This is a genomic window from Rhodococcus sp. JVH1, assembly GCF_000280725.2.
In the GTDB taxonomy this organism is placed as follows: domain Bacteria; phylum Actinomycetota; class Actinomycetes; order Mycobacteriales; family Mycobacteriaceae; genus Rhodococcus_F; species Rhodococcus_F jostii_A.
The window spans coordinates 5051055-5074743 of sequence record NZ_CP166289.1; the positions used below are offsets into that span (position 1 = coordinate 5051055).

Consider the following 23689-nt stretch of genomic DNA (forward strand, 5'->3'; position numbering starts at 1 on the left):
CCGGGCACTGGAACTTGCTGTGCGTGGAGCACGCGCACGTCACACGATGGGGAGCGATACGCCCGGCGCGTGTGACGGTGCCGAGGCGCCACCTCAGAAAGGACGGCCAATGGGAGACTTCCTCGCTCTCGGCATGACGCACTACCCGCTGTTGGCGGGAACCGACGAGCACATGGCAGGTCTGCTTCGATGGACCCTCACCGATCCGGATATCCCGGCGGATGAGAAGGACCCGGCACATTGGCCGGACCGGATGCGCCGCGAATGGTCGGACGACGGCGGAACGGCCGCCGCAACCGCACATCGCGCGGAACTGGTGTCGAATCTGACTCGGGTGCGTGAAGCTATCGACGAGTTCGCCCCCGACGTCGTCGTGGTCTGGGGCGATGACCAGTACGAGAACTTCCGCGAGGAGGTGGTGCCCCCGTTCTGCGTGCTCGCCTACGGCGACCTCGAGGTGCCCGCGTTCGAGGTGATGAACGAGAGGGGCAGTCCGAACTACTGGGGTAAGCCTGACGACTTCGAGATCGTGATGCACGGCGACGTGTCCGGAGCCAGGCAACTCACGGACGGCCTGATCGAGCGCGGATTCGACATGGCCTATTCGTACAAGAAACGCGCCGGCGCGCATTTTCCGCACGCCATCCTCAACACGCAGTTATTCCTCGACTACGAGAACGCCGGTGCGGAGATGGCGTACCCCTTCATCCCGATTACCGTCAATTGCTATGGGCAGCACGCCATCGCGCGAAAGGGCGGATTGGCCAGATTCGCCGATATCGAGTCGGAGGTGCTCGACCCGGCGGGCCCGACACCGGCGCGGTGTTTCCAAGTGGGTCGCGCGGTCGCGCAGCACTTCCGCGACCGCGACCTCAGGGTGGCGTTCGTCGCCTCCTCCAGTTGGTCCCACGCCTTCCTCGCGGACAAACTGTGGCACATGCGTCCTGACACCGAGGCCGACATGCGCATCTACAAGGCTCTGCTCGAAGACGATTTCGCGCTGATGCGCAACTACACCAGCGCAGAAGTCGTCGACGCCGGCCAGCACGAGATCCTGAACTGGTTCTGCATGCTCGGTGCGGTCGAGGAACTCCGTCTACGCCGGGAATGGTCGGACCTCGTGGTGACCGACGTCTTCAACTCCAACAAGGCATTTGCGGTCTACGCATAGCCGGGTGCGACGGTCGTGGCCGGTGGTTCGAGAACCACCGGCCACTGTCATGTTCCGTGCAGGGAGTGGAGGGTCACGCCGCCGAAATTCCCCCGTTCACGCTGATCGCCTGTCCGGTCAGGCGGCGCGCCGCCGGCGATGCGAGGAAGACGGCCAGTGCGGCAATGTCGTCGGATTCGGGAACGCCGAGATGCGCCTGCTGAGCGGCCTTGGCGAACAGCTTTGCGCTGAATCCGTCGGAGGTGATCCGTTCGGTCGACGCGGTCCCGTTGACGAGTGAGGGCGTCAGGACGTTGGCGCGGATACCGCTTCGCTTGGCTTCGATGGCGAGGGTGCGAGTGAACATGATAATTGCCGCCTTCGCCGCCCCGATCACCGATTCGCCCGGCGTCGCGGTCTTGCCCGCATCCGAGGCGACGTTGATGATCACGCCACCCTTCCGCGCTGTCATGTGGGGAACGATTTCGCTCGCAAGATACATGCACGGCAACGCAAGTTGGTTGAATGTCCTTGCGATGTCGTCGGTGGGAATGTTCGCGAAGAGTTCCGGCCGGACGTCGGCGGCAGTCGTGGAGACGAGAATGTCCACGCCGTCGAGGATCCGCTCGGCCTCGGACGCGATGTGAGCGGCGCCGTCGACGGTTGACGCGTCAGCGGACAGGAAGATCACGTCGCATGCCGAGTTGACGGATGAGATGTACTCCCGAGCAGCCTCTCCGCGTTCCGCTCCACGTCCGACGATCAGGATGCGCGGTGCCCCGGCCTGCGCCAGTCCCACAGCCGTCGCGAGGCCGATGCCGGCCGTGCCGCCCACGATCAGTCCACTGCTGTCCTTCAGTTCCTTCGGGGGCGAGATTTCGTGCGTACCCATTCCTGTACTCCGTTCGGGGGTGATGTTGTCAGAGGGATACTGTGCCGCGCGCGAAAAGGTCCTTCGCGATGATCCGCTTCTGGATCTCTGCAGTGCCGTCCGCGACGAGGTAGGCGGTGACGTCGCGGTAGCGTTGCTGCAGGGGAGATTCCGTGGAGTAGCCGAGGTTGCCGTGGACTCGCATCGCGAACTCGATCGCGTTCTTGGCCACGACGGGCGGCCACCACTTGCTCATCGACGCCAGCGCAGTGTGCGGCTGGGCCGTTTCCCGGAGCCACAGCGCACGGTAGCAGATCCAGCGCGCACCCTCCAGATATGTTGCGTGTTCGGAGAATTGGAATGCCAGACCCTGATGTTCGGAGAGTGGCTGCCCGAACGTCTCCCGCTGCTTGGCGTATGCGGCGGCTTCCTCCAGGCTTTGCTTTGCCGCCCCGAGGCACATCAGACCGAGGGCGGCACGGCTGAAGTCGAAGTGGTCCATGACCGAGTGGAAGCCCCTGCCGAGTTCACCGACAAGGTGGGATTCGGGAATCAAGACATCCGACAGATGAATGCTTCCCCAGCCCAGCGGCAGACAGCCCATGCCGGGCATGTGGCTGACGGTGACGCCTTCCGCGTCGAGTGGCACGACGAAGCAACTGACGCCCCGAGCGCGACTCGATCCGGGCTCGCGCGCATAGACGAGGGCCGCGGTGGCATTCATCGCCCAGGAGATCGCTGTCTTCTCACCGCTCAGGCGCCACCCGCCGTCGACCGCCGTTGCGGTGGTGGTCAGTGCACCTGCGTCGGACCCCGACCCGGGTTCGGTCAGGGCGATGGCGATGGTCTGCTCACCGCGGATGAGGGGAGGAAGATAACGCTCCTGAATCTCGTCCCGGCACAGCGCCAGTTGGGAGGCGACGAGGCCGATCTGGACGGGGGCCGACGCCATGTTTACGTCGCCGTAGGCCAGGGTTTCGGTGGCGAGTCCGAGCAGAACGGGATCCTCGGTGCCGGTTCCGCCGTACTGCTCGGGCAGGCCGATGCCCAGCAGACCGAGGTCGCCGATTTTCTTCATGATGTCGAAGGGGAATTCGGTCGACGCCGCGCGGTCGCGGTAACCCGGGAGGAGGACACGATCACTGAACGCTGCCAGCGTCTTCCGGAACTCTTCCTGTTCGTCGGTGAATGCAAATGAAACCATCGGAGGCGCTCCTGTGCGTTGCTTGGCTCGGGACGGGGAAGACGAAGCGCGGCGCGCAGTGAGTAGCCGGACGGTCCGTTCCGTGCCCTGAAGAAGTATTCTAGGTTTGAATAGTAGGTCGACAAAGCATCTGGGGCAAGGGGTGTCCACCAGGTAGTTGCGACTTCGTCGCGGAACGGTGGTCGGACTCGACCGGTCAGCAGAGAAGAGGGGCTGGGCTCAGTTCCCGGTTTCGACGTCGCCGACGGCGCGACGGACCTGTTGAAGCTGTCCGATCACCGCTTCCAGCGTCTCGGTATCGACCGACGCCAGGCCGAAACGAACCCCGGCGAGAAGATCATTCGCTTCCTCGACCACGGTCATGCCTGCCGGGGTCAGCGTGGCGAGAACGGTTCGGCGGTCCGTGGTGTGCGCGCGGCGTTCGACGAGGCCGGCCTTCACGAGTTGATCGACCGCCATCGAGACCGTGGTGGGGTGGACCATGAGGTATTTGCTCAACTTGCCGAGCGTCCGAGTGTGTTCGTCGGACAGTTGTAGCGAAGTGAGAATGAGGTATGCGTTGCGCGACAAGCGAAGTGAGCGAAGCTCCCGGTCCATGGCGCGGACGACCCATTGATGGGTGCGCAGCAACGCCATCGTCGTGGCGAACTCCAGCTCGGCCGAATCCCGCGACTCCGCCCATTCGGTGCGCATCCAGTCGACCACATCACCGCGATCGTCGTCGGCGGGCGCCGGCGGTTCACTCGCCACTGAGCGTCCTCTCCTCGTCACCGAACCACGTTGCGGTCGATGATAGACACCGCTCTCAGCCGTGGGACAGAACGACCTTGCCGAATCCGCTTCCCTGCTCGAGATGCTTGTGCGCGGCCGCCGCCTCCGCGAGCGGGAACACGGCACTGATGGGGACCGGAGGAACGTCCTTCGCGTCGAGCAGCGTCAGAAGTCCGGCGAAATCCTGTGGGCTGCCCATCGTGGTTCCGATCAGTTCGTACTGGCCGAAGTAGAACGGCCGGACGTCGAGGCTGGCGAGATCGCTGCGCGACGCCCCCAGCACGACCAGCCGGCCACCCGGTCGCAGCGCTGCGATGGACTGCTCCCACGTCCCGACGGAGTCGAGGACGAGATCGAACCCCTGCCCCTCCGGGGACAGCGCTCGCGCGGCGTCCGGCCACTCGGGGTCGGTGTAAAGGACGCCGTTGGCGGCGCCGAGCTCCTGGGCCTGCGTGATCTTGGAGGCAGAAGAGGACGTGACGGTGACGTTGGCGCCGATCGCGGAAGCGAGCATTACTGCCATCGTCGCGACGCCACCGCCGGCGCCCAGGACGAGGAGATTCTCACCGGCGCGGAGGCGTCCGCGGGTGAAGAGGGCGCGGTAGGTCGTGAGTCCGACCAGGGGCAGGGCAGCCGACTGTTCCCAATTGAGGCCACGAGGCTTCGGGGCGACGCAGTTTTCCGGGACGCGGACCAGCTCGGCGTAAGTGCCGCGCTGGTGGTCGCCGAGGATCTCCCACTGCGCACCGGGGGCCGCCTCGCGGTCGCCCCACCACAGCGACGGGAGGACGAGGATCTCCTCGCCCGTGTCCGTGCGGATACCCGCGCCGTCGGCGCCGAGGACATGGGGCAGTGGGGACGAGTACTTGCCCCGGCGAACGAGAACGTCGTGCCAATTGAGCGCGGCGGCCTTCAGTCGGACAGTGACCCAGCCCGGGCTCGCAACCGGATCGGGAATCGATTCCAACCTCAAGACGTCCGGCTCCCCGAACTCTCGTAAAACCACGGCGTCCACAGAATTCCTTTCGGTCGTACCTTTTTAATGGTAACATTGTTGCAGCAAAGAGCGCTGCTCGGCCGGGCAGGCGCACGGTGTCTGGTGCCAGCTCTGGAACGCGCACCCTCCCAACGCTATTGGTCACTCCATGCTATGTGCGGCGCGTCTTGCCCTCAGTGCGCGAATCGTGTTTAGTGATGGCAGTCACATATACTGGGTTGTCGGATGAGGAACGTCTGCCTTGCGACGCAATCCGCGTCGTGAGGCAACTGGACTACGGAGCGTGATGAGTCGGACAGCGCAGTCGGTCGCAGTGCGGGACGAGGGCCTCGTTCAGCACGCGCACGAGTATGTAGAACTGGCAGCGAAGATCCTCGGGCCGGGTTTCCGTGCTTGCAGCTTCAATGATGCCTATGTCGCACTCGCCGCTGCCCGACACCAACTCGGGGACGCGCTGACCGAAGGACGCCTGCCCGAGGCTGACATCGAGGAGGCGTGCTTCCTCCTGGTACGGATCGAAGAACACCAGGAGCGGTGCGCCGAGAGCGCGGCCATGAGCCGTGCCGCCGAGTTGCGTGCCGTCCACGACGCCGCGGCCGGGCTACGGGATCTCGCATCCGATGACATCGTTCAGGCGGCACCATTGGCGATCTGTTCTGCGCTCCCGTTCGCGCGCGCCATGATCTCGGCGATCAGTGGATCGCTGTGGCGACCGCAGAGACTCCACGTGCAGCCCGAATTCGACGGCTCGCCGATGGATTTCTCGTACTTCGTTGATTCCGCGGAATTTTCGTTGTCGGAGGCGCGGCTGGAGACGGAACTCGTCCGCAGGCGAGTGCCCGCCCTCGTTCCAGCGCCGGCAGACGACCACCGGACGTTCAAAGAGATCGTGGCTGTGTCACGCTGCTCCAGCTATGTTGCCGCGCCCATAGTTTCCAAGGGCAGAGTGATAGGCCTCGTACATGCTGATCGTCCTGGCGTGCGGGACTCGCTCGACCCGGACGACCGCGACCGATTGGACGCGTTCGCAACGTTCTTCGCTCTCGTGTACGAGCAAGCGGTACTGCGGGAACGAATCTGCGCGCAGCGGACGCGACTCGCGGCCTCCTTCGACGCCACCGATTCGATGCTCGAACGCATGCAGAAGGCGGAACTGGGCCTGCGTCCCCCGCCGGACGTGCGGTCCTCCGTCCCTCGACGCATCGTGGACGAGACCAGTGCGGTGGAGGTGAACGCGGTCTTGACGTTCCGCGAGCGCGAGATCCTGTCCCATATCGCGACCGGAGCCACCAACAATCAGATTGCGCAGACACTCGTGATTTCCGAGGGAACCGTGAAGTCACACGTCAAGCACATCCTCAAGAAGCTGCGGGTGCCTACGCGGGCCGCGGCGGCGGTGCTCTATTCCCACCAGAACCGACGATGACGGGCACGCCATCGTGAACAATGGCCAATCACCGGCACAGAACTCGGCACGGTCGCGAGCCGAGGCCGAAGGTCTGAAGACGGCCACATCGCTTCTCGGCCGCTTGCGTAAGGAATTCGGTTTCGGGCCAGAGTCCCCGACTGAGACGCGGAAGGCGTCACCGGGCCTCGTGCTCGCCATGCTGGACGAGGCGACCGAAGCAGGACTCCGTGGACTGTCGTCGATCCCAGCGGACAAGAAGGTGTCCTTCGGGCGGCTCCTCGTCGAGATTCGAGAGGTCCGCCTCCGTCTGCACGCAACGCCGTCCTCGTCTGGTGTTGTCGGTGCCGCCGACTTCGCAGGCGCCGTTCGACGTCTTCGCGGTGCCGAAACGGTGGCCGGGTTGTCCAAGAGTGTGTGCTCCGAGGCCGCCGCGATGACCGGCCTCGGCCGGGTGCTGCTGTCCGAGGTTCACGATAACGCGTGGACCATCGTGGAGACGCAGTTCGAGAAGGGCTCTGCGCCGGACGTGACTGCACTGGCGTCGACAGCGATAGCGCCGGGGTCGCCGGAGGAAGAGGCAGCCCAGAAACGCGCTGCAGTCCTCGTACTGCCGAATCCGCAGCTTTCGACGGGGAACTCCACGGCCGTCCCAGGTGTCCCGTTATTTGGTGCCGGCGGGTATGTCGTGGCCCCGATTGCGGTCTCCACGGGGGTAATCGGCCTGATTCACGCGTGTCGCGCCGACGAGCGAAAGCCGAGCGTCGCCGAGCGAGACCTTCTCGATGCTTTCGCGGGTAGCTTCGGGACGCTCTTCGAACGGGCCCTCGTCTCCGAACGGCTCAGCGAGCAGAAACGGTTGATCCTCGAACGCCTGCAAGAGGAAAGTCGTGAGGCGGAGGGACTGTCGAACGCCGAAGTCGCTTTCGGAAAGCCGAGTGGCGCCGGTGCGGCGGCGTTGTCGCCGGTGCCACTGCCTTCCGATTGCCGCGCACCGGGCCTCGAGGAACTCACCAGGCGCGAGCGCGAAGTCTTCCAGCTCTTGGCGGCGGGAAAATCCAACACGGAAATTGCGGATGAACTCGTGATCAGCGTGTTCACGGTGAAATCGCATGTCAAGAAGATCCTGCGGAAGCTGGGGGCGATGAACCGGTCGGAGGCGATCTACCGGTACCTCGAGATGACCGACTCCGACGCCTCGTCCCGCCGCACCACCTGAGTCAGCCGTTGGTGTCCGGTACGACGACTCGGACACCGTCACACTGCCCGTTGACGATCAACTGGCACGACAGGCGTGAATGTGACTGCACCCCTTCGAGGTATTCGAGCAGATCGCGCTCCTCGTCGGTGGCCTCGTCGAACAGGCCCGTGGAGTCTTCATCGAGAATGACGTGACACGTTGCGCACGAGCAACTTCCCCCGCATTCGGCGATGATCCCCGGAAGGTTGTTGCGGACCGAGCCGTCCATGATGCTGTGGCCGGTCGGGACGTCGATCGTCGACTCACTTCCGTCGGGCAGCACGTAGGTGATCTTGCTCATTTCGATTCCTTTCGAGGTCTCTCGTGTGATCCAAGTCTCTCCTGCGCCGCCCGGTGACACGTCACCTCGACGAGAGATCTTCCTACGCCCTTGGGGTGAGATTACTTCGTCGGGAATCGGGGTAACGAAACGGGGCTGGCGCAACCTCGTTGCGACAGCCCCTGCTCGTGGTATCCGGCAGTGCCGGAAAGTGTTACGCGTTGCCGGTCAGTTCGGCCGCCTGCTTGCGAAGCAAGAACTTCTGAATCTTTCCGGTGGCGGTGGTGGGAAGCTGATCGATGACGACCACCTTCTCTGGAATCTTCTGCATCATGGCCTTCCGCTCGTTTCGGAGGAAATCGGCCAGCTCGTCCAAGGTCGGCGCCGGACCGTTCACCTCGATGAAGGCGCACACCTTTTCTCCGAGGCGGGGATCCGGCATGGACACCGCGGCCGCGCCCGTGATGCGCGGATGTGCCAGCAGGTGTTCTTCCACCTCACGCGCGGAGATATTCATACCGCCGCGGATGATCAGGTCCTTGATCCGTCCCGTGACCCGCAGATAGCCCTCTGCGTCGACGCGCCCCAGATCACCTGAGGCGAGGAAGCCTCGACTGTCGACCGATGCCGCCGTCCGTTCGGAGTCGCGCCAGTAGCCGAGGAAGATCCCCGGACCCCCATAGAACATCTGGCCTTCCTCGCCGGCGGGTACGACGGCACCCTCCTCGTCGCGGATCTCGAGATCGACCCCGTCGAAGGCCCGTCCGTCGGAGGAAAGCACCTTCTCGATGGGGTCGTCCGCGCGTACAGCGGTCACCAGAAGTCCCTCACTGCTGCCGTACACGGGGAGGAGGAGACATGCGGGGAGTGCCTTCTTCCACGCCCTCAGGAGTGCTTCTGGGATCGGTGCGCCTGCACTGACCCACATCCGCATCGAGCTGACATCGTGGTCGGCGCCCGACTCGATGGCCCCGAGCGCCATTTGAAGGAACGGTGTCGCCGCCATGCTGATCGTCGTCTTGAACTGCGCGATGCGGCGTAGGCCCTCGCCCGGTTCCCACACGTCGAGAAGATGAATGCCGCTTCCGAGGATCAGGGGTGCCGCAACACCCACGGCAAGTCCGGTCGCATGCGTGACAGGGGAGGGCATGAACATCACGTCAGCGGGGTTCAGGCCCATCACGTCTCCACCCAATCCGTGGACGGTGAACGAGAGCGTGTTGAACGTGTGCTGGCAGCCCTTCGGCCGCGACTCGGTTCCCGAGGTGTAGATGATGGCGTGGGCCGCATCGGCGGACGGCGGCGGCCCGAGTTCGTCGTCACCGGGGACGCGGTCGCCGACGGTGAGTGACTCGAACGCGATCTCGCCTGCCCGCGCTGTTCCGCGCACGACGACGACATGCTCGAGTCCGGGCACTTCCGGGCGGACCTCGGCCAGCATGTCGGTGTACCGGAATTTGCGGAATTCCTCTGTGACGAAGGAGATCTTGGCGCCGGAGTGCTCGAGTACGTACCGGACCTCGTCGTGCCGGTACACCGGCATCGTCGGAACGAGTACCGCGCCGATCCTGGCGAGCGCCACGTAGATGACGACGAATTCGTTCCAGTTCGGCAACTGGACCTGGACGCGGTCGCCGCTGTCGACGCCGAGCTTCTTCAGTGCCGCCGCGAGGCGGTACGCCTGCGCCCGCAGCTCGCCTCGGGTGAGTGACCCGTAGCCGTCGGTGACAGCCACGAAGTCCGGATCGATAGTCGCCCAGCGATCCACGTGCTCGGCCAGGCTCTCGTCGCGCCAATAGCCGTTCGATCGGAACGCCTCGAGGGTGCTCGCACTGTAGCGGTCCTCGGGGAGAATGGCTCCCGCGTGTTCCATGACATCCATGCGCGGATCCTTGCTTTCAGGTGCCTCTCCTCGACAGGAGGCAGGCCGGAGTGATTGGTCTAACCATAAGTCGACCGGGGTGGGAAAAAGGTATGAAACGGACGTCTTCTCCTCCTCCGGGATGAGGGAAATACCCCGTCGGGATGAGTGCTCCGTGGAGGGTGCGGGTACGGCGCGTGTGCCGCACCCGCACCCGGGTGTCACAGGTAGATCGACTTCTGCACGAGGTAGGCGGAGAGTGCTTCCGGGCCCAGTTCACGGCCGAGGCCGCTGGCTTTGACACCACCGAAGGGTGCCGTGGGATCGGGAAGGTAGCCGTTGATCCCGATCGTTCCCGTCTGGACGCGCCGGGCGACGGCGACCCCGTGGTCGTGATCGGCCGTGAAGACGGTGCCACCGAGCCCGAAGTCGCTGTCGTTCGCGATGCGGACCGCCTCCTCGTCGTCGCGGTACGAGATGATCGAGAGCACCGGGCCGAAGATCTCCTCCTGGGCGATGGTGTAGTTGTTGTCCACGTCAGCGAAGATGGTCGGCTCGACGAACCATCCCTTTTCGAGGCCCTCGGGGCGTCCGCCGCCGACTGTGATGCGGGCGCCGTCGCCCTTGCCCTTCGCGATGTAGGACTCCACGCGGTCGCGTTGCCGGGCGCTCGCCATGGGGCCGATCATCGTGGCGGGGTCGAGGGAACTTCCCACGGTCAGCGACCCGGCCAGAGCGCTGAACGTGTCGACCACTTCCTGGTAACGCGACTGCGGTGCGAGCACGCGGGTGCCGAGGTAGCAGACCTGCCCGTTGTTCAACATGGTCGCGCCGAACAACTGCTCCCCGACGGTGGCGAGATCCAGGTTCGCGTCGTCGAGGATGATGGCCGCCGACTTGCCACCCAGTTCCAGTGTGACCGGCCGGAGCAGGCGACCGCAGGCCTCGGCGATGTTGCGGCCGGCAGCAGACGACCCGGTGAACGCCACCTTGTCGATGCCGGGGTGCGAGACCAGGTACGCGCCCAGTTCGCGGCCGCCGGGAACGATGTTGATCACGCCGGCCGGAAGGTCCGCCTCTTCGATCGCCTCGGCGAGGACGTAGCTGTCGAGCACTGTTTCGGGGGACGGCTTGATGACGATCGTGCACCCGGCAGCGAGGGCCGGCGCATACTTGAATGCGGCGAGCGCCTGCGGGAAGTTCCACGGAACGATAGCGCCGACCACACCGATCGGGGCCTTGGTCACGAGGGTCGACCCGCCCAGCAGGCCCGGACGCGTTTCCTCGAATCCGTCGTTCTCGATCAGGCCCGCGTAATAGCGGAGCAGGATCTGAGGGAAGACCGCTTCCAGCTTCTCCGCGACGGCGACGGGCATGCCGTTCTGCGAGCTCACAGCCTGGACCATCTGGGGTGCGCGCTTGTCGAGCGCATCAGCGAGGCGCTTCAGTGCCGCCGCTCGCCGCGACGGCTCCCACTGCGACCAGCCGGTGGGATCGTCGAAGGCCTGGCGCGCCGCATCGACAGCGGCGTCCATATCGGCCTCGGCGCCGTCGGGGGCGTGACCGACGACCTGCTCGTCGTTGGGTGACACGACCGTGATCACGTCACTGGAAGTGGGCGCGTGCCACTCGCCTCCTATGAAGAAGGCGTTGTTGTTCGTCGTCATGACGGGTTCCTCTCGTTGATCTGAGTTGTGTTGCTCTTCTTGCCGAGTCGTTCGCTGACGATGGATTACACGGATTCGAGGGGTTCGTCGTACAGCGGGAATTCCTCGGTGTCGTACGTCCCGAAGCCCTCCTCGAAGCTTTCCTGGATGGCGATCTGGGCGCTGTCGGGCAGGGTGTGCATGATCTCGCGGACGCGTTCCTGGCGGCGGGCGACCGCCTGCCGGAACGGCATTCCCGGGGTGGCCTTCATCTGCGGGACGATGCCCTCGACGTCGTCGACCCCGCCGGCGTGGTGGCCGGCGTCGACCATGGCCTGTTCAGCCGCCATGGTGGCCTCGTCCTTCTCCTCCGACATGCCGATCGGGCCGATCATGGTGCCGTTGAGGAACTGCTTGACCACCGGTTCGTCCGAGGTGAGCAGAACCTCTCGCGGGCCGAACATCACCAGTTTCCGGCGGAAGAGCATCCCGATGTTGTCGGGAACCGTGCGGGCGAGATTGATGTTGTGCGAGACGATCAGGATCGTCGCGTCGATCTCGGCATTGATGTCGATCAGTGTCTGGGAGATGTAGGTGGTGCGGACAGGATCGAGACCGGAGTCGGGCTCGTCGACGAGGATGATCTGCGGGTCGAGGACCAGGGCGCGGGCGAGGCCGGCCCGTTTGCGCATACCACCCGAGATCTCCCCGGGCAGTTTGTCCTCCGCCCCGAGCAGACCGACGAGTTCCATCTTCTCCATCACGATCTTGCGCACGTCGGATTCGGACTTCTTCGTGTGCTCCCGCAACGGGAACGCCACGTTGTCGAACAGGTTCATCGACCCGAACAACGCACCGTCCTGGAACAGCACCCCGAACAACTTCCGGATCTCGTACAACTCCTTCGACGAGCACTCCAGAATGTTGGTGCCGTCGATCACGATCGAACCCTGCTCCGGGCGGAGCAGACCGATCAGAGATTTCAGGAACACCGACTTACCCGTACCGGACGGCCCGAGCAACGCACTGACCTCACCGGCCGGAAGGGTCAGCGTGACGTCCTGCCAGATCTTTTGCGAGCCGAACGACTTGGTCAGACCTTCGACCGATACCTCGACACCCACGACTTCCTCCTACTATTGCGAAAACATCGACTGATCCCCATGTTTCGGGGAACTGGTCAGACGGGGATCATTTCCGTCATGACCCACGTACCCTCCTGTTCGGTCATGCCGACGCGGACGCGGCTTCCGTCCAATTTCGGGGCGGCACTGTCGGTGCTGGTGGTCGACTGGTTGACGAAGAACAGCAGCGTCACTGCGTGTTCCGACGCGGAGACGACGGAGGATTCGACGACGGTCGCCGAGGTCACGACCTGGCGTTGTTTCGCCGACGGGATGATGACCTCCTTGCCGACGCTGTCGAACTGGCCGCGCAGGTCTCCGCCGAGACTGGGAAGGATGTCGGCGAAGTGGGCGTCGATGGTGTTGAAGTCGTAGGAGAGTACGTCGGCGACCAGTTGGGTGGCGCGGTCGCGCGCCTGCCCCTCCGCGGTGTCGATCTGGCGGCGATCGTGTACCTGGAGAGCGATGGCGACGGTCGCCGCGACGAGCCCACCGGCGAGGAGCACGGCGAGGTATCGGGTGGCCCGCCGCCGCGCGAAGGACCAGGATGCGACTGCTTCGGGTATCCGGGCGAGTGTGTTTCTCATGCTACGAACTCCACATCTGAGACGAGCCAGTTGCCGTCCACCGAATCGAGAGAGACCTTCATGCGATAGACGCGGATCTCGCCGTTGGGCGCCTCGGTGTTCTTCACTGTGGACGTCACGGCGGCGAGGACGACGGCATGCTCGTCGTCGGACGTGACCAGGCCGGCTTCCTTGACTTCGCCGGTCGACTCCACCTGGCCCTGGTTCAGCACCTCACCGAAGCTGCCGGACGCACTGGTGAACTGCTCCCGGAACGGCCCGGTGGTGCCGTCGGCGACGCGCTGAATGTCCTCGTCCACACTCTGATGCCTCAGCGTGACCAGATTGACGACCACTTGGCGGGCCGTCTCCAGTATCTGCTCGTCTCGTGACTGTGCTGCTTGCTCCGCTCGCAGGTTCGTCCACGAGACGCCGCCGACGACAAGGGCGGCGAGGGCGACGAGTGCGATTGCCGCCATCGTCGCGATGAACCTTCGGGTACTTTGACGCACCTCGGAGTCGGCTGTCGCGGCCGTGGCATCTTTTCCGGTGTGATCGAGGTCCGGTTCGACCTCTACCGGAGCAGTAGTGCCTGCCATGTCAATTCCTCCTCTAGCTTTGGTGCAGAAACGCTGGCGATCGAATACAGGTCGCCGTTCGGTGCCCGGAAGTTCCCGGTGATCGGGTCATACGGGACGCTGGTGGTGCCGTCGGGAACAATCGCCTGCGGGGGCGTCCACGAAGCCGGTGCGACGGTCAGGGGTTCGGGAACTTCGGGAGCCGGCCGGTTCGCGATCGGTCCCGTGTCCGGTGCTCCGGTGTCGGTCGACGGGGGAGAATACGGTTGTCCGGGCCGTGCCAGCATTTCCGGCCAGGTGGACGGCAGGCCGCCGGGGCAGTTCGCGATCTCGGCGGTGCGCACCGCGGGATTCGTGGCGCACGGGATATTCCGTGCGCCACGTGCGACCCGCGGATCTGCCTGCGGGAGCTTGCAGTAGGAATTTTCCGGCGCCGGAGCCGAGCTGACGTCGCTGGGGTCGCGGCGCTGGGTTTCCTGGTAACCCTCGGTGCAGGGGAGCGGGTTCGCGGAGTTGCCGAGTTTGACGTCCAGGGCGCCCTGACCGTACACCCGGTCGTCAGTTTGGACTCCGCGGTGCATGTAGTTGATCGACGCGGACACCGCCGGATAGATCACCAGGATCTGCTGTATCCCGGGGATGTTGACCCGTGCCACCTCACCCACGGTCTGGAGATTCGCCAGCAGCAGCGGAACGGTGGGGCGGACGTCGTCGAGGGTGCCGCTGACCGTGTCGAAGAACTGGGAACCGTTGTCGAGGACACCGCGAACCTGCGCGTCGCTCATCACCAACTGCTCGGAGAACGAGGACAGATCACGGGAGAAGCTCGCGATGTCGGCGCGGGAGTCGGCACCGGCCTCGAGGACGGGTTCGGCGTCATCGAGCAGTGTTCTGGTGGAACCGATCTTGGCCTGCGCGAGTTCGATCAGCGGGCGCGAGGAGTCGATGAGCCGCGACAGGGCCGGTCCCGCCCCGTTGAAGGCGGTGTAGGCCTCGTCGACCGTGACCCGGAGATCATCCTTGGGCAGCTCCGACAGGAGCACGTTCACCTTGTCGACGACCTCGGAGGCGGGCACCGGGATCTCGGTGTTCTGCTCGGTGATCACGTCGCCGTCCTCGAGGAAGGGGCCCTCCGAGGACGCAGGAACGATGTCCAGATACTGCTCGCCGATGGCCGAGACGCTGCGGACGAATGCCTGGCTGTTCGCCGGAACAGCGAAGTCCGAATCGAGCTGCAGTTCCGCGGACGCCCGATCAGGGCGGACGTCGATCGACTTCACGACGCCGACGTCGACGCCGCGATACGTCACCAGGGAGTTCACATAGAGTCCTCCGGCGCGGTCGAACTCCGCCGTGATCGTGTACATGCCGATCCCGGTGACCCTCTTCAGCCCGAGATAGTTGACCGCAGCGTTGCCGACCGCGAGAACTGCCACCACGCTGAAGACGATGAGCTGGAAGCGAACGAGTTTCGATCTCATCAGCGCGGTGCTCCATTCTTCGGTGCGGACGTTGCGGGTCCGCCGGATGTCGTTGCACCGGTGGGTGCCAACAGCGGATTCACCGCTTGGCGAGCCGGGTTCAGTCCCGCCAACTCGTCGAGGGGAATGCTGCCGAGAACCTTGCCGCCTACCGTCTCGGCGCTGACGTCGAGCGTGAGGAAGAGATTCATGTAGTCACCCTTGATGGCGCGCTGAGTGGTGGTCACCGGGAACGGGACCGTCGCCGCGATCTTCAGTGCTTCCGGAAGGTGATCGCCGGCCGCGGCGAGCTGCGAGAGCACCGGCTGCAGCGACCGCAGATTCGCGTCGAGATCCTCGCGGCTGCTCTCGAGTATCTCGGTGGCGATCTCGCCGAACCGCCCCACGTCGTTCAGCATCGTCGTGAGTTGCTTCTGCTGCTCGTCCAGGATCTGCATCGCCGGCTGGATCGAGGTGATGCCTCGGTCGATCGTCTGATTCTGGCTGGCGAGTTCCGCGCCCAGGCGGTCGAGCCCGTCGATCGCGCGGACGATGTCGTCGCGCTGTTGGTCGACACCGCCAACGAATTCTTCGAGGTTGCCGAAGAGGCTGCGCAACGATTCCTCGCGGCCACCCAGAACACGATTGAGTTCGGAGGTCACGGTGCGGATCTGTTGCAAACCACTTCCGTTGAGTACGAGGGCCAGCGCAGAGAGCACCTCCTCCGTGGACGGGTACTGACTGGTGCGGTCGAGGGGGATCACGTCGCCGTCGGCGAGCGCGCCGACCGCCTCGACACCGGGCGGCACCGTCAGCTCGAGGTACTGGGAGCCGAGCACGCTGGTTTGCGCGAGCTTGGCGCTGACGTTCGCCGGGATCTCCGCCTCGGGATCGATTTCGAGTGTCAGTTTGGCGCCCCAGTTGTCACCCGTGATGTGGCTGATGTTCCCGACGATGACGTTGTTGGCCTTCACCGGCGAGTTGCCCACCAGATTCTGGATGTCCGCCAGTTCGACCGTCACCTCGTGTGCGTCACCTCCGACTACGTTGCCGGGCAGTCCGATCGAATTGATTCCGTCGAATCGGCACCCGGCCGCCGCGGCCACGACGCCGACGAGCATGGTCGCGGTGAGCGCCGACCTCCGAATTGAGTTCGTCATCGTGGTCCCTCCGGAAGAATGAGATTCTGGAGACTCTGGGTGATGGAGGCGACGGGGTCACTCGGGCCGGGGGATCGCGGCGCGCCTGCCGGTGGAGTCCGATTGGCGACGGGTGCTGACGTTGCCTGTTGCACGGCAGCATTGGCCAGAGGTGCGGCGAAAGCGCCTGCAGCAGTCGCGCATTCATTCGCGGGTGCGTCGACCGTGGTCAAGAGCGCGCAGATGAGCGAGCGCGGGTCCGGCATCTCGGGCACGGCGAGGGCGCCCGTGAGTGAGTTGGCGTCGGGATCGTAGATGTTGTAGAAGTCCGACAGCGCCGTTGGTCCGGCGTGCAGGATCGACATCAGGGTGTCCTGCCGGTCGACGAGCAACCGGGAGATGGTTTCGAGCTGCCCGGTATTCTCGACCAGTGCCCCACGGTTGTCTTCGACGAACTTCGTGACTTCCTGGAACGTGGTCAGCATGCTGCTGAGCAGTGCGTCGAGTTCGGTCCGGTTGGCGTTGAGCAGCCCCGACACGTTGGCCAATTCACCGCTGAACGCCCGGATCTGCTGGTCGCTGGCAGCGAGGGCGGTGGTGAACTTCTGCAGGTTCTCGACGGTGCCGAACAGATCCTCGCCGCTCGCGTTCAGTGTGGTGGCGGCGTCGGAAAGGTGGGTGAGGGAATCGTGCAGTGCGGTACCCGTTCCGTCCAGGGTGTGGGCGGTGCTGCTCACGAAGCGATTGAGGGAACCGTCCGGGTGCTCCGGGGTGCGGCCCGCATCCTCGCTGAGTTTGACCACCTGCTTCTTGATCTCGTCGAACTCGACCGGTACGGCGGTCCGGTCGAGGGGGATCTCGTCACCGTCCGACAGGGTCGGTCCACCCGAGTACGCCGGCGCGAGCTGAATGTAGCGGCCGGTCACCAGGGTCGGGGCGACGACCGCCGCCTTCGCGGTGGCGGGGACGTCGTACTCGTTGTCGTACTCGAACTCCACCCGGACGCGTTCGCCGTCCGGTTCGATCGTCGTGATGCGGCCGACCTCGACGCCGAGAACCATCACCCGGTCTCCGACGTACATGCCGGTGGTGTTCCGGAAGTAGGCCGTGACGTGGTTGACGGAGTGGTTTTCGATCCAGGCGGCCGTCAGCAACCCGACGAGGGCCACGGCGATCATCACGGCGAAAAGCCTTGCCGGCAGTTGTCGTGCCATTTCGCGTACCGATGCCATCAGCGCGGCCCCCCGAAACTTCCCGGAAGCTGCCCGGACAGATTGGCCGGGACGATGTTGTGCAGCAGCACCCCGAAGAACGGTCCGCTGCCCACCGCATCACCGACCTGCCGCGCGAACCGTTCGAGGCCGGTGAGCGATGCGTTGATGTTGTCGTAATTGCTGTTCAATGTGGCCACCAGAGTCTTCATCTGATCGAGAGTGGGTCCGAGTGTTGCCGCGTTGTCGCGGGACAGCCCGGTGAGCGTGTCGGCTACCTGACGGGACTGCACGAGGACGCGATGGATGGTGTCCGCCCGGTTGTTCAGCGCGGCGAAGAGCGACTGGCCTTGGCCGAACAGCGCGGAGACCTGGCCGTCCCGATCCGCGAGGATCTTGGACACGTCGGCCGCACCCGCGAGCAACCGACGCAGCTCCTCGTCCCGGCTCGATACTGTCTCGGACAGGCGGGACAGGCCGTCGAGGGAGGACCGCAGGTCCGGCGGAAGCTCGTCTTCAACCGAAGAGACCTGCTCGAGTGCGCCGGACAGGTTGACGGTGTCGGTCTCGGACACCTTGTCGGTGACTTCCTCGAGCGCCCGCGTGATGTCGTATCCCGAGCTGGTCTGTGCGAGAGGGATGGTCGCGTTGTCGGCGAGTTCGCCGTGACGCCCCGGAGTGATCTCCACGTACCGCCGACCGAGAGCAGTTTCAACCTTGATCGCTGCCGTGGTGTCGTCACCGAGCCCGACGGCGCCACTGTCGACGTCGAACTCGACGTCGACCTTTCCGTCGCTGATCGAAAGCTTTTTCACCTCACCGACTTTCACCCCGGCAATTTGTGTCGTGTCACCGACGGCGAGGCCGCTGGCATCAGCGAACTCGGCATGGTAGGTGGTGGCCCCGCTGATACCGGGGATGGACTTGAAGTTGAGCGCAAGGAACAGGACCCCGATCAGGACCGCTGTTCCGATCAGGCCCATGCGGAACGCATCCCGCTCGAGGAAGGATTTCTGAGCCATTACTGGCACCTTTCTGCGGGAGCCTTGAACATCGGTGTGACTCCGCCGGGACCGGGCCCGGACGCGTACTTGATCGCGAGACCACAGACGAAGAAGTTCACGAAACTGCCGTAGCCCGCGACGCGGCTGATGAGGCGGTAGTTCTCGGGCAATGTGGAGAGCACCATGTTCAGGGTGTCGGTGTTGGCGTTGAGGTTGCCCGCGAGATCACCCAATGCGACGACGTCCTGCGCGATCGCCGGCCGGTTCTGGTCGAGCACACTCGAGAGACTGTCGGTGACGCGGTCGATGTTCACCAGGGAGTTGGTGATCAGATCACGGTCACCGTCGAGGCCCGCGACCAGCCGCTGAAGCTGATCGATGAGCGTCGAAAACTGGTCACCGCGATCGTTCACGGTCCCGACGACGGTGTTGAAGTTGCTCACTACCTGACCGATCGCCTGATCCCGGTCCGCCAGCGTGTTGCTCAAGGACCCGATCTGACTCACCAAACGCCCGATGCTCGCCTCCTGGCCGTTGAGTACCTCGATCAGGGAGGCGGACAGTTGATTGGTCTGATCCGGGTCGAGCCCCTGCAGGAGAGGCCGGAACCCGTTGACCACCTGGTCGAGGTCGAGTGCCGGGGTGGTCTGCTGGAGTGGAATCGGGCCGTCGAGCGCACCGATGGCACCCGGTCCGTTCGACAACTCCACGTAACGGTCACCGATCAGGTTCTTGTACTTGATCCGTGCCGTGGTCCCCTCCGTCAGAGGGCGCTCGGTGGACAGGGAGAACGACACCACCGCGGTGCCGTCCGCTGCCAACTCCACCCCTTTCACCTTGCCCATCGGCACACCGCCGACCTTGACGTCCTCGCCGTTGCCCAGTCCGGACGCGTTGGCGAAGACGGCCTGATACGTGTTGGTGCTGCCGAAGCGCATGTTGCCCACCACCGTCGCCACACCGAATCCGGTCAACGAGGTGACCAGGACGAAGATCAGCAACTTGATTCCGGGTGCCTTCGTCATCAGCGCCCACCTCCGAACATGAACTGTGCGAACGGGTTACCGATCAGGTCTTCGACACCGCGCGCGGGCTGGTATGCCTTGCTGCCGTCGTCGAAATCGGTGTGTCCGGGTGCCTGCGCGGGGTCGTAGCACCGCGGTGCGCCGTCCGCACCGTTCTTCGGCGCGTTCTCCGGGTACGTGTACGGCGGATCGCCCATCAACAGAGTGCCGAGGATGTTCAGCCCGGCCTGATCACTACCACCGACGGTGCGTTCGAGATATTTGTTGGTCTGGTCCATGCTCGCCAGGAAGCACGGATACATCGGCGCATTCTGCGCGAGCAGTGCCGTAGTCGGTTCCAGCGCATCCAGCGACTTCTCCAACGGGTCACCGGAGGCCTCGAAGAAACTTCGTCCGCTGTTGCCGAAGCTGCTGAAACTGAGCAGGAACGCGCTGAACTGGTCCTCCTTCTCGGTCACCGTGTCACCGGTGGTGCTGACATGGTCGACGGTCCGAAGGAGGTCCGGAGCGGCGTCGGCGAGGACGTCGGAGACCTCGGCACCCTTGACCAGATCGCGCTGCAACGTGGGAAGACTGCCGTTGAACTCGGACAGGTACGTGTCGAGCTCGACCATCATGTCACCGAGTTGGTCGCCGCGGCCCTGCAGCGACGTGGACAACGCACTCAACGTCGCGTTGACCTTCTGCGGTTCCACGGTGCGCAGCACCGTCACCAGCGAGTCGAGGAGGTCGTTCACCTCGGTGGCCACGCCGGTGCCCCGGACTACCGAGCCCGCCGACACAGTGGTCGCCGAGGGATGTTCCGGCTGCACGAGTGTGACGAACTTGCGGCCGAACAACGTGGTCGGATCGATCACGGCAGTGATGTTCTCCGGTATCGCCGACGTCCGGCTCTCGTCGATGTCCATGGTGATCTGGGCCTGGTCGTCCACCAGCTGCACCTTCGAGACCCGGCCGACGACGACGTCGCTCATCTTGATATCGGATCCGGGTTCGAGCATGAGACCCGACCGAGCCGAATACAACGTCACCGGGACGGTCGAGGCGAACGATCCGCGATAGACGCCGACGGATACCGCCGTCGCGATCGCGAACAGCGTCACCAGACACACACCCAGGAGCACATACACCAGGCGGCTTCGCTCTTCGATATGGCCACCCATGTCAGCCCGCCACTTTCACGGCGCCGGCGGAGCCACCGTAGACGGCGATTCCGATGAGCAGGTCGATGACCATGATCGCGATCAAGGAGGTGCGCACGGCCCGCCCGACCGCGACGCCGACTCCCGCCGGCCCGCCCTTCGCGTTGTAACCGTGGTAGCAGTGCACACACATCACCACCACCGACATCGCGAGGACCTTCACCATCGACCACGCGACGTCGCTGGGCACGAGGAATACGTTGAAGTAGTGCTGGTACGTTCCGCTCGCCTCGCCGAGGTATTCGGTGACGAGCTGGGTGGCGACGTATCCGACGAACAACGCCACCGCATACAGCGGAATCACCGCGATGATCCCGGCCATCACCCGGGTCGTCACCAGGTAGGGGAGCGACGGAATGGACATGGTCTCCATGGCATCGATCTCCTCGCTCACGCGCATCGCGCCGAGTTGTGCGGTGAAACCCGCACCGACCGTCGCCGTCAGCGCAATACCTGCGATGACCGGAATGGCCTCCCGGGTATTGAAGAACGCCGAGATGAATCCGGACAGCGCGCCGATCCCGATGCGCCCCATCGAGGTAGCACCCTGCTGGCCCACTTCGTATCCGACGGCGGTGGTGAGCAGGGAGATGACGACGAGAGTTCCTCCGATGACCGCGAGGGCGCCGGTGCCCATGCTGACTTCGGCGAGTAGCCGGAGCGTTTCCTTCCGGTACCGCCGGAAAGTGCGTGGAATCGCGGTGACGGCATGGCTGTAGAAGTGGAGCTGTCGCCCCATCTCCTCCATGTGGCCGATCGGTGCATCGACCACGCTGAGCGCGACCTTGGCAACCCTGGGTCTCGCGCCGGTGGCCCGAGTAGCTTTCGACACAGAATTCTCCCGTTGACAGCCGTCTTCGCGGCTTGAGGTGGAGCGCTGTCAGTGCAGCGCGAGAGTCGTGATAACCGAGTTGGCGAGGAAAAGCAGCAGAAAGCTGAACACGACGGTCTGGTTCACTGCGTCTCCGACGCCCTTGGGTCCGCCCTTCGCGTTGAGTCCCAAATGGCACGCGACGAGGCCTGCTAGCAGGCCGAACACCGCCGCCTTCACCTCGCTGACGAGGAAGTCGGGCAGTTTGGTCAGGATCGAGATCGCCGTGACGTACTGGCCCGGCGACGCACCCTGCATGTAGACGGTCGCGATATATCCGCCCACCAGGCCGACCGCCGAAACGAGGCCGTTCAGGAACATCCCGATCAAAGTCGACGCCAGCACCCTCGGCACAACCAGGCGTTGAATCGGATCGATCCCCAGCACCTTCATCGCGTCGATCTCTTCACGAATCGTCCGTGAACCCAGGTCGGCGCAGATCGCGGTCGAGCCGGCACCTGCCACGACGAGAACCGTGACAACCGGGCCGATTTCCCGAATGATCGCGACGCCGGCGCCGGCGCCACTGAGGTCGACCGCACCGATCTCGGCCAGCAGGATGTTGATCTGATAGACGAACATCATGCAGAAGGGAATCGCCATCAGCAGCGCCGGCATGATCGACACACCGGCGATGAACCACGCCTGCTGAACGAACTCGCGAGCGTGGAAGGGGCGCTTGAACATGCATCGGAACGTCTCCATCGACGTCGCGTAGAACGCGCCGACCGCCGTCGGCGCGACCTGGACGGCCTTCCGGACAGCACTCGCCTTCGGCGGGCGTGCTTTCAGATCTACAGACATCGAACAGCCTTTCTCACTGTTTCCGGAGCATCCGACGGGCAAACAGGGTTGGTCATCACTCGTGGACGAGGACGACCTTCACCGCCTCACCTCGATGTTGCACGGCCACAGCCTCGTTGATCTGGGAGAAAGGCATCGTCGTGATCAACTTGTCGAACGGGAACTTGCCCTGACGGTGGAGATCGAGAAGGTGAGGAATGAACGTGTCGGGGTCGGCATCTCCCTCGACGATCCCGCGAATCGTGTGACCGAACAGCTGCGTCGGCATCATGCCGATCGGGAGTGTGGCGGTCGGGTCGGCGGGGACCCCGATGAGGCCGAGGGAGCCCCGGACACCCAGTGCCTGCAAGATCTGGTCCAGCACGGGAAGTAGGGCGGTCGTATCGATGGCATAGTCGGCGCCGTCGGGAACGATTGCCCGGATCTGCTCGGAGAGTGCACCGTTGGCCGGATCGACCACGTGGGTAGCGCCGAGGGAGAGCGCGAGCTCGCGCCGCGACTCGTGAGGCTCGACGACAATGATCGTGCCGACCTCGCGGACCACGGCAGCGAGCACTGCCGCCAGGCCGACCGAACCGGCTCCGACGACGACCAGTGACGACCCCGGAGCGACGTCGAGCGAGTTCAACACCGCGCCCGCGCCGGTCTGGATTCCACAGCCGAGCGGACCGACGAGTTCGAGAGGGGCGTCGTCCGCGACCTTCACGACATTGCGCTCGTGAGCGATGGCATGTGTCGCGAGGGAGGACTGGCCGAAGAAGTTGCCGCCGAGCGTGGTGTCTCCCGAGGTGAGTGCCGAACTGCCGTCCGGGCGCCCGCCCCCGAAGTTGAATGCCATGAAATTGTGGCAGTAGGCAGGCTCGCCCTTGCCACAGTGGGCGCACTGGCCACAAGTGTTGAAGCTGATGGCGACCCTGTCGCCCTCAGCAACCTTGGTGACCCCCGATCCGACTCCCACGACCGTGCCGCTGCCTTCGTGGCCGACGACGCCCGGGAGGGGGAACGGGAGATGCCCCTCTTTGACGGCCAGGTCGGTGTGGCAGAGACCGACGCCGGCGATCTCGACGAGGACTTCGTGTTCCGTGGGTTCGCTCATAGACACGGTCTCGATGGCGAAGTCTCCCGAGACTTCGTTGATTACGGCGGCGCTGATCTGCACGATTGCTCCTAGATTCAGGTTGTTTCGGCGTTCACCCGTAGGCGGGAATCACTTCCGTACGGGTGATGTTAGGTAGGTCACAAGGGTGAAAAACAGGGGTGAAGGGCAAGTTCGCTCCAAT

General features: G+C 64.5%; 22 protein-coding genes. 3 read left to right on the forward strand and 19 right to left on the reverse strand.

From position 1 onward, the window contains the following. Nucleotides 1-109: 109 nt before the first annotated feature. The gene (locus JVH1_RS23340; protein ID WP_009475493.1) at nucleotides 110-1171 is read left to right on the forward strand and encodes a 2,3-dihydroxy-p-cumate dioxygenase; all 1062 of its coding nucleotides are present in this window, start codon (nucleotides 110-112) and stop codon (nucleotides 1169-1171) included. 73 nt (nucleotides 1172-1244) lie between these two features. Here the strand turns inward: JVH1_RS23340 and JVH1_RS23345 are convergent, their stop codons facing one another. From JVH1_RS23345 to JVH1_RS23360, 4 genes are all read right to left on the reverse strand, one after another. Further along, nucleotides 1245-2042, reverse strand: coding sequence for an SDR family NAD(P)-dependent oxidoreductase (locus JVH1_RS23345; protein WP_009475492.1), 798 nt, complete (start codon nucleotides 2040-2042; stop codon nucleotides 1245-1247). Nucleotides 2043-2070: 28 nt separating this feature from the next. Next, a complete protein-coding gene (locus JVH1_RS23350) occupies nucleotides 2071-3225 on the reverse strand; it encodes an acyl-CoA dehydrogenase family protein (RefSeq protein WP_009475491.1) in 1155 nt (384 codons plus the stop codon). A gap of 219 nt (nucleotides 3226-3444) precedes the next feature. Continuing rightward, nucleotides 3445-3975 carry a MarR family winged helix-turn-helix transcriptional regulator gene (locus JVH1_RS23355; RefSeq protein ID WP_009475490.1) on the reverse strand — a complete coding sequence of 177 codons (531 nt, stop codon included), beginning with the start codon at nucleotides 3973-3975 and terminating at the stop codon, nucleotides 3445-3447. Nucleotides 3976-4030: 55 nt separating this feature from the next. Next, on the reverse strand, nucleotides 4031-5011 hold the full coding sequence (locus tag JVH1_RS23360) for a zinc-binding dehydrogenase (RefSeq protein WP_009475489.1): 981 nt from the start codon (nucleotides 5009-5011) through the stop codon (nucleotides 4031-4033). Nucleotides 5012-5279: 268 nt separating this feature from the next. Between JVH1_RS23360 and JVH1_RS23365 the strand changes: the two genes are divergently transcribed. Then, entirely contained in the window at nucleotides 5280-6419 is a 1140-nt protein-coding gene (locus JVH1_RS23365; RefSeq protein WP_009475488.1) for a response regulator transcription factor, read from the forward strand. A gap of 178 nt (nucleotides 6420-6597) precedes the next feature. Continuing rightward, a complete protein-coding gene (locus JVH1_RS23370; RefSeq protein WP_272943929.1) occupies nucleotides 6598-7617 on the forward strand; it encodes a LuxR C-terminal-related transcriptional regulator in 1020 nt (339 codons plus the stop codon). A gap of 1 nt (nucleotide 7618) precedes the next feature. Here the strand turns inward: JVH1_RS23370 and JVH1_RS23375 are convergent, their stop codons facing one another. The 15 genes from JVH1_RS23375 to JVH1_RS23445 form a co-directional block, all read right to left on the reverse strand. Then, complete coding sequence (locus JVH1_RS23375; protein WP_009475486.1) at nucleotides 7619-7939, reverse strand: 2Fe-2S iron-sulfur cluster-binding protein; 321 nt, start codon at nucleotides 7937-7939, stop codon at nucleotides 7619-7621. Between the two features lie 193 nt (nucleotides 7940-8132). Further along, a complete protein-coding gene (locus JVH1_RS23380; RefSeq protein ID WP_009475485.1) occupies nucleotides 8133-9800 on the reverse strand; it encodes an AMP-binding protein in 1668 nt (555 codons plus the stop codon). 200 nt (nucleotides 9801-10000) lie between these two features. Continuing rightward, a complete protein-coding gene (locus JVH1_RS23385; RefSeq protein ID WP_009475484.1) occupies nucleotides 10001-11446 on the reverse strand; it encodes an aldehyde dehydrogenase in 1446 nt (481 codons plus the stop codon). Nucleotides 11447-11511: 65 nt separating this feature from the next. After that, a complete protein-coding gene (locus JVH1_RS23390) occupies nucleotides 11512-12549 on the reverse strand; it encodes an ABC transporter ATP-binding protein (protein WP_009475483.1) in 1038 nt (345 codons plus the stop codon). 56 nt (nucleotides 12550-12605) lie between these two features. Beyond that, complete coding sequence (locus JVH1_RS23395; RefSeq protein ID WP_009475482.1) at nucleotides 12606-13136, reverse strand: hypothetical protein; 531 nt, start codon at nucleotides 13134-13136, stop codon at nucleotides 12606-12608. Next, nucleotides 13133-13714: a hypothetical protein gene (locus JVH1_RS23400; RefSeq protein WP_009475481.1), complete on the reverse strand. Its 582-nt coding sequence runs from the start codon at nucleotides 13712-13714 to the stop codon at nucleotides 13133-13135. The genes JVH1_RS23395 and JVH1_RS23400 overlap by 4 nt, the downstream gene beginning before the upstream one ends. After that, nucleotides 13690-15174 carry an MCE family protein gene (locus JVH1_RS23405; RefSeq protein ID WP_043779320.1) on the reverse strand — a complete coding sequence of 495 codons (1485 nt, stop codon included), beginning with the start codon at nucleotides 15172-15174 and terminating at the stop codon, nucleotides 13690-13692. Before JVH1_RS23405 ends, JVH1_RS23400 begins: the two co-directional genes overlap by 25 nt. Beyond that, a complete protein-coding gene (locus JVH1_RS23410; RefSeq protein WP_043779318.1) occupies nucleotides 15174-16313 on the reverse strand; it encodes an MCE family protein in 1140 nt (379 codons plus the stop codon). Before JVH1_RS23410 ends, JVH1_RS23405 begins: the two co-directional genes overlap by 1 nt. Then, complete coding sequence (locus JVH1_RS23415; RefSeq protein WP_043779314.1) at nucleotides 16310-17506, reverse strand: MCE family protein; 1197 nt, start codon at nucleotides 17504-17506, stop codon at nucleotides 16310-16312. Before JVH1_RS23415 ends, JVH1_RS23410 begins: the two co-directional genes overlap by 4 nt. A gap of 17 nt (nucleotides 17507-17523) precedes the next feature. After that, nucleotides 17524-18525 (reverse strand): MCE family protein, encoded by a 1002-nt coding sequence (locus tag JVH1_RS23420; protein ID WP_043779313.1) that lies wholly within the window; start codon nucleotides 18523-18525, stop codon nucleotides 17524-17526. Then, nucleotides 18525-19532, reverse strand: a complete 1008-nt coding sequence (locus tag JVH1_RS23425) for an MCE family protein (RefSeq protein ID WP_015888453.1) — start codon at nucleotides 19530-19532, stop codon at nucleotides 18525-18527. The genes JVH1_RS23420 and JVH1_RS23425 overlap by 1 nt, the downstream gene beginning before the upstream one ends. Further along, nucleotides 19532-20695 carry an MCE family protein gene (locus tag JVH1_RS23430; protein WP_043779309.1) on the reverse strand — a complete coding sequence of 388 codons (1164 nt, stop codon included), beginning with the start codon at nucleotides 20693-20695 and terminating at the stop codon, nucleotides 19532-19534. The genes JVH1_RS23425 and JVH1_RS23430 overlap by 1 nt, the downstream gene beginning before the upstream one ends. A gap of 1 nt (nucleotide 20696) precedes the next feature. Next, entirely contained in the window at nucleotides 20697-21482 is a 786-nt protein-coding gene (locus tag JVH1_RS23435) for an ABC transporter permease (RefSeq protein WP_237735154.1), read from the reverse strand. Nucleotides 21483-21614: 132 nt separating this feature from the next. After that, nucleotides 21615-22409 (reverse strand): ABC transporter permease, encoded by a 795-nt coding sequence (locus JVH1_RS23440; RefSeq protein WP_009475479.1) that lies wholly within the window; start codon nucleotides 22407-22409, stop codon nucleotides 21615-21617. A 55-nt stretch (nucleotides 22410-22464) separates the two neighbouring features. Then, nucleotides 22465-23568 (reverse strand): NAD(P)-dependent alcohol dehydrogenase, encoded by a 1104-nt coding sequence (locus tag JVH1_RS23445; RefSeq protein ID WP_009475478.1) that lies wholly within the window; start codon nucleotides 23566-23568, stop codon nucleotides 22465-22467. Between the last annotated feature and the right edge of the window lie 121 nt (nucleotides 23569-23689).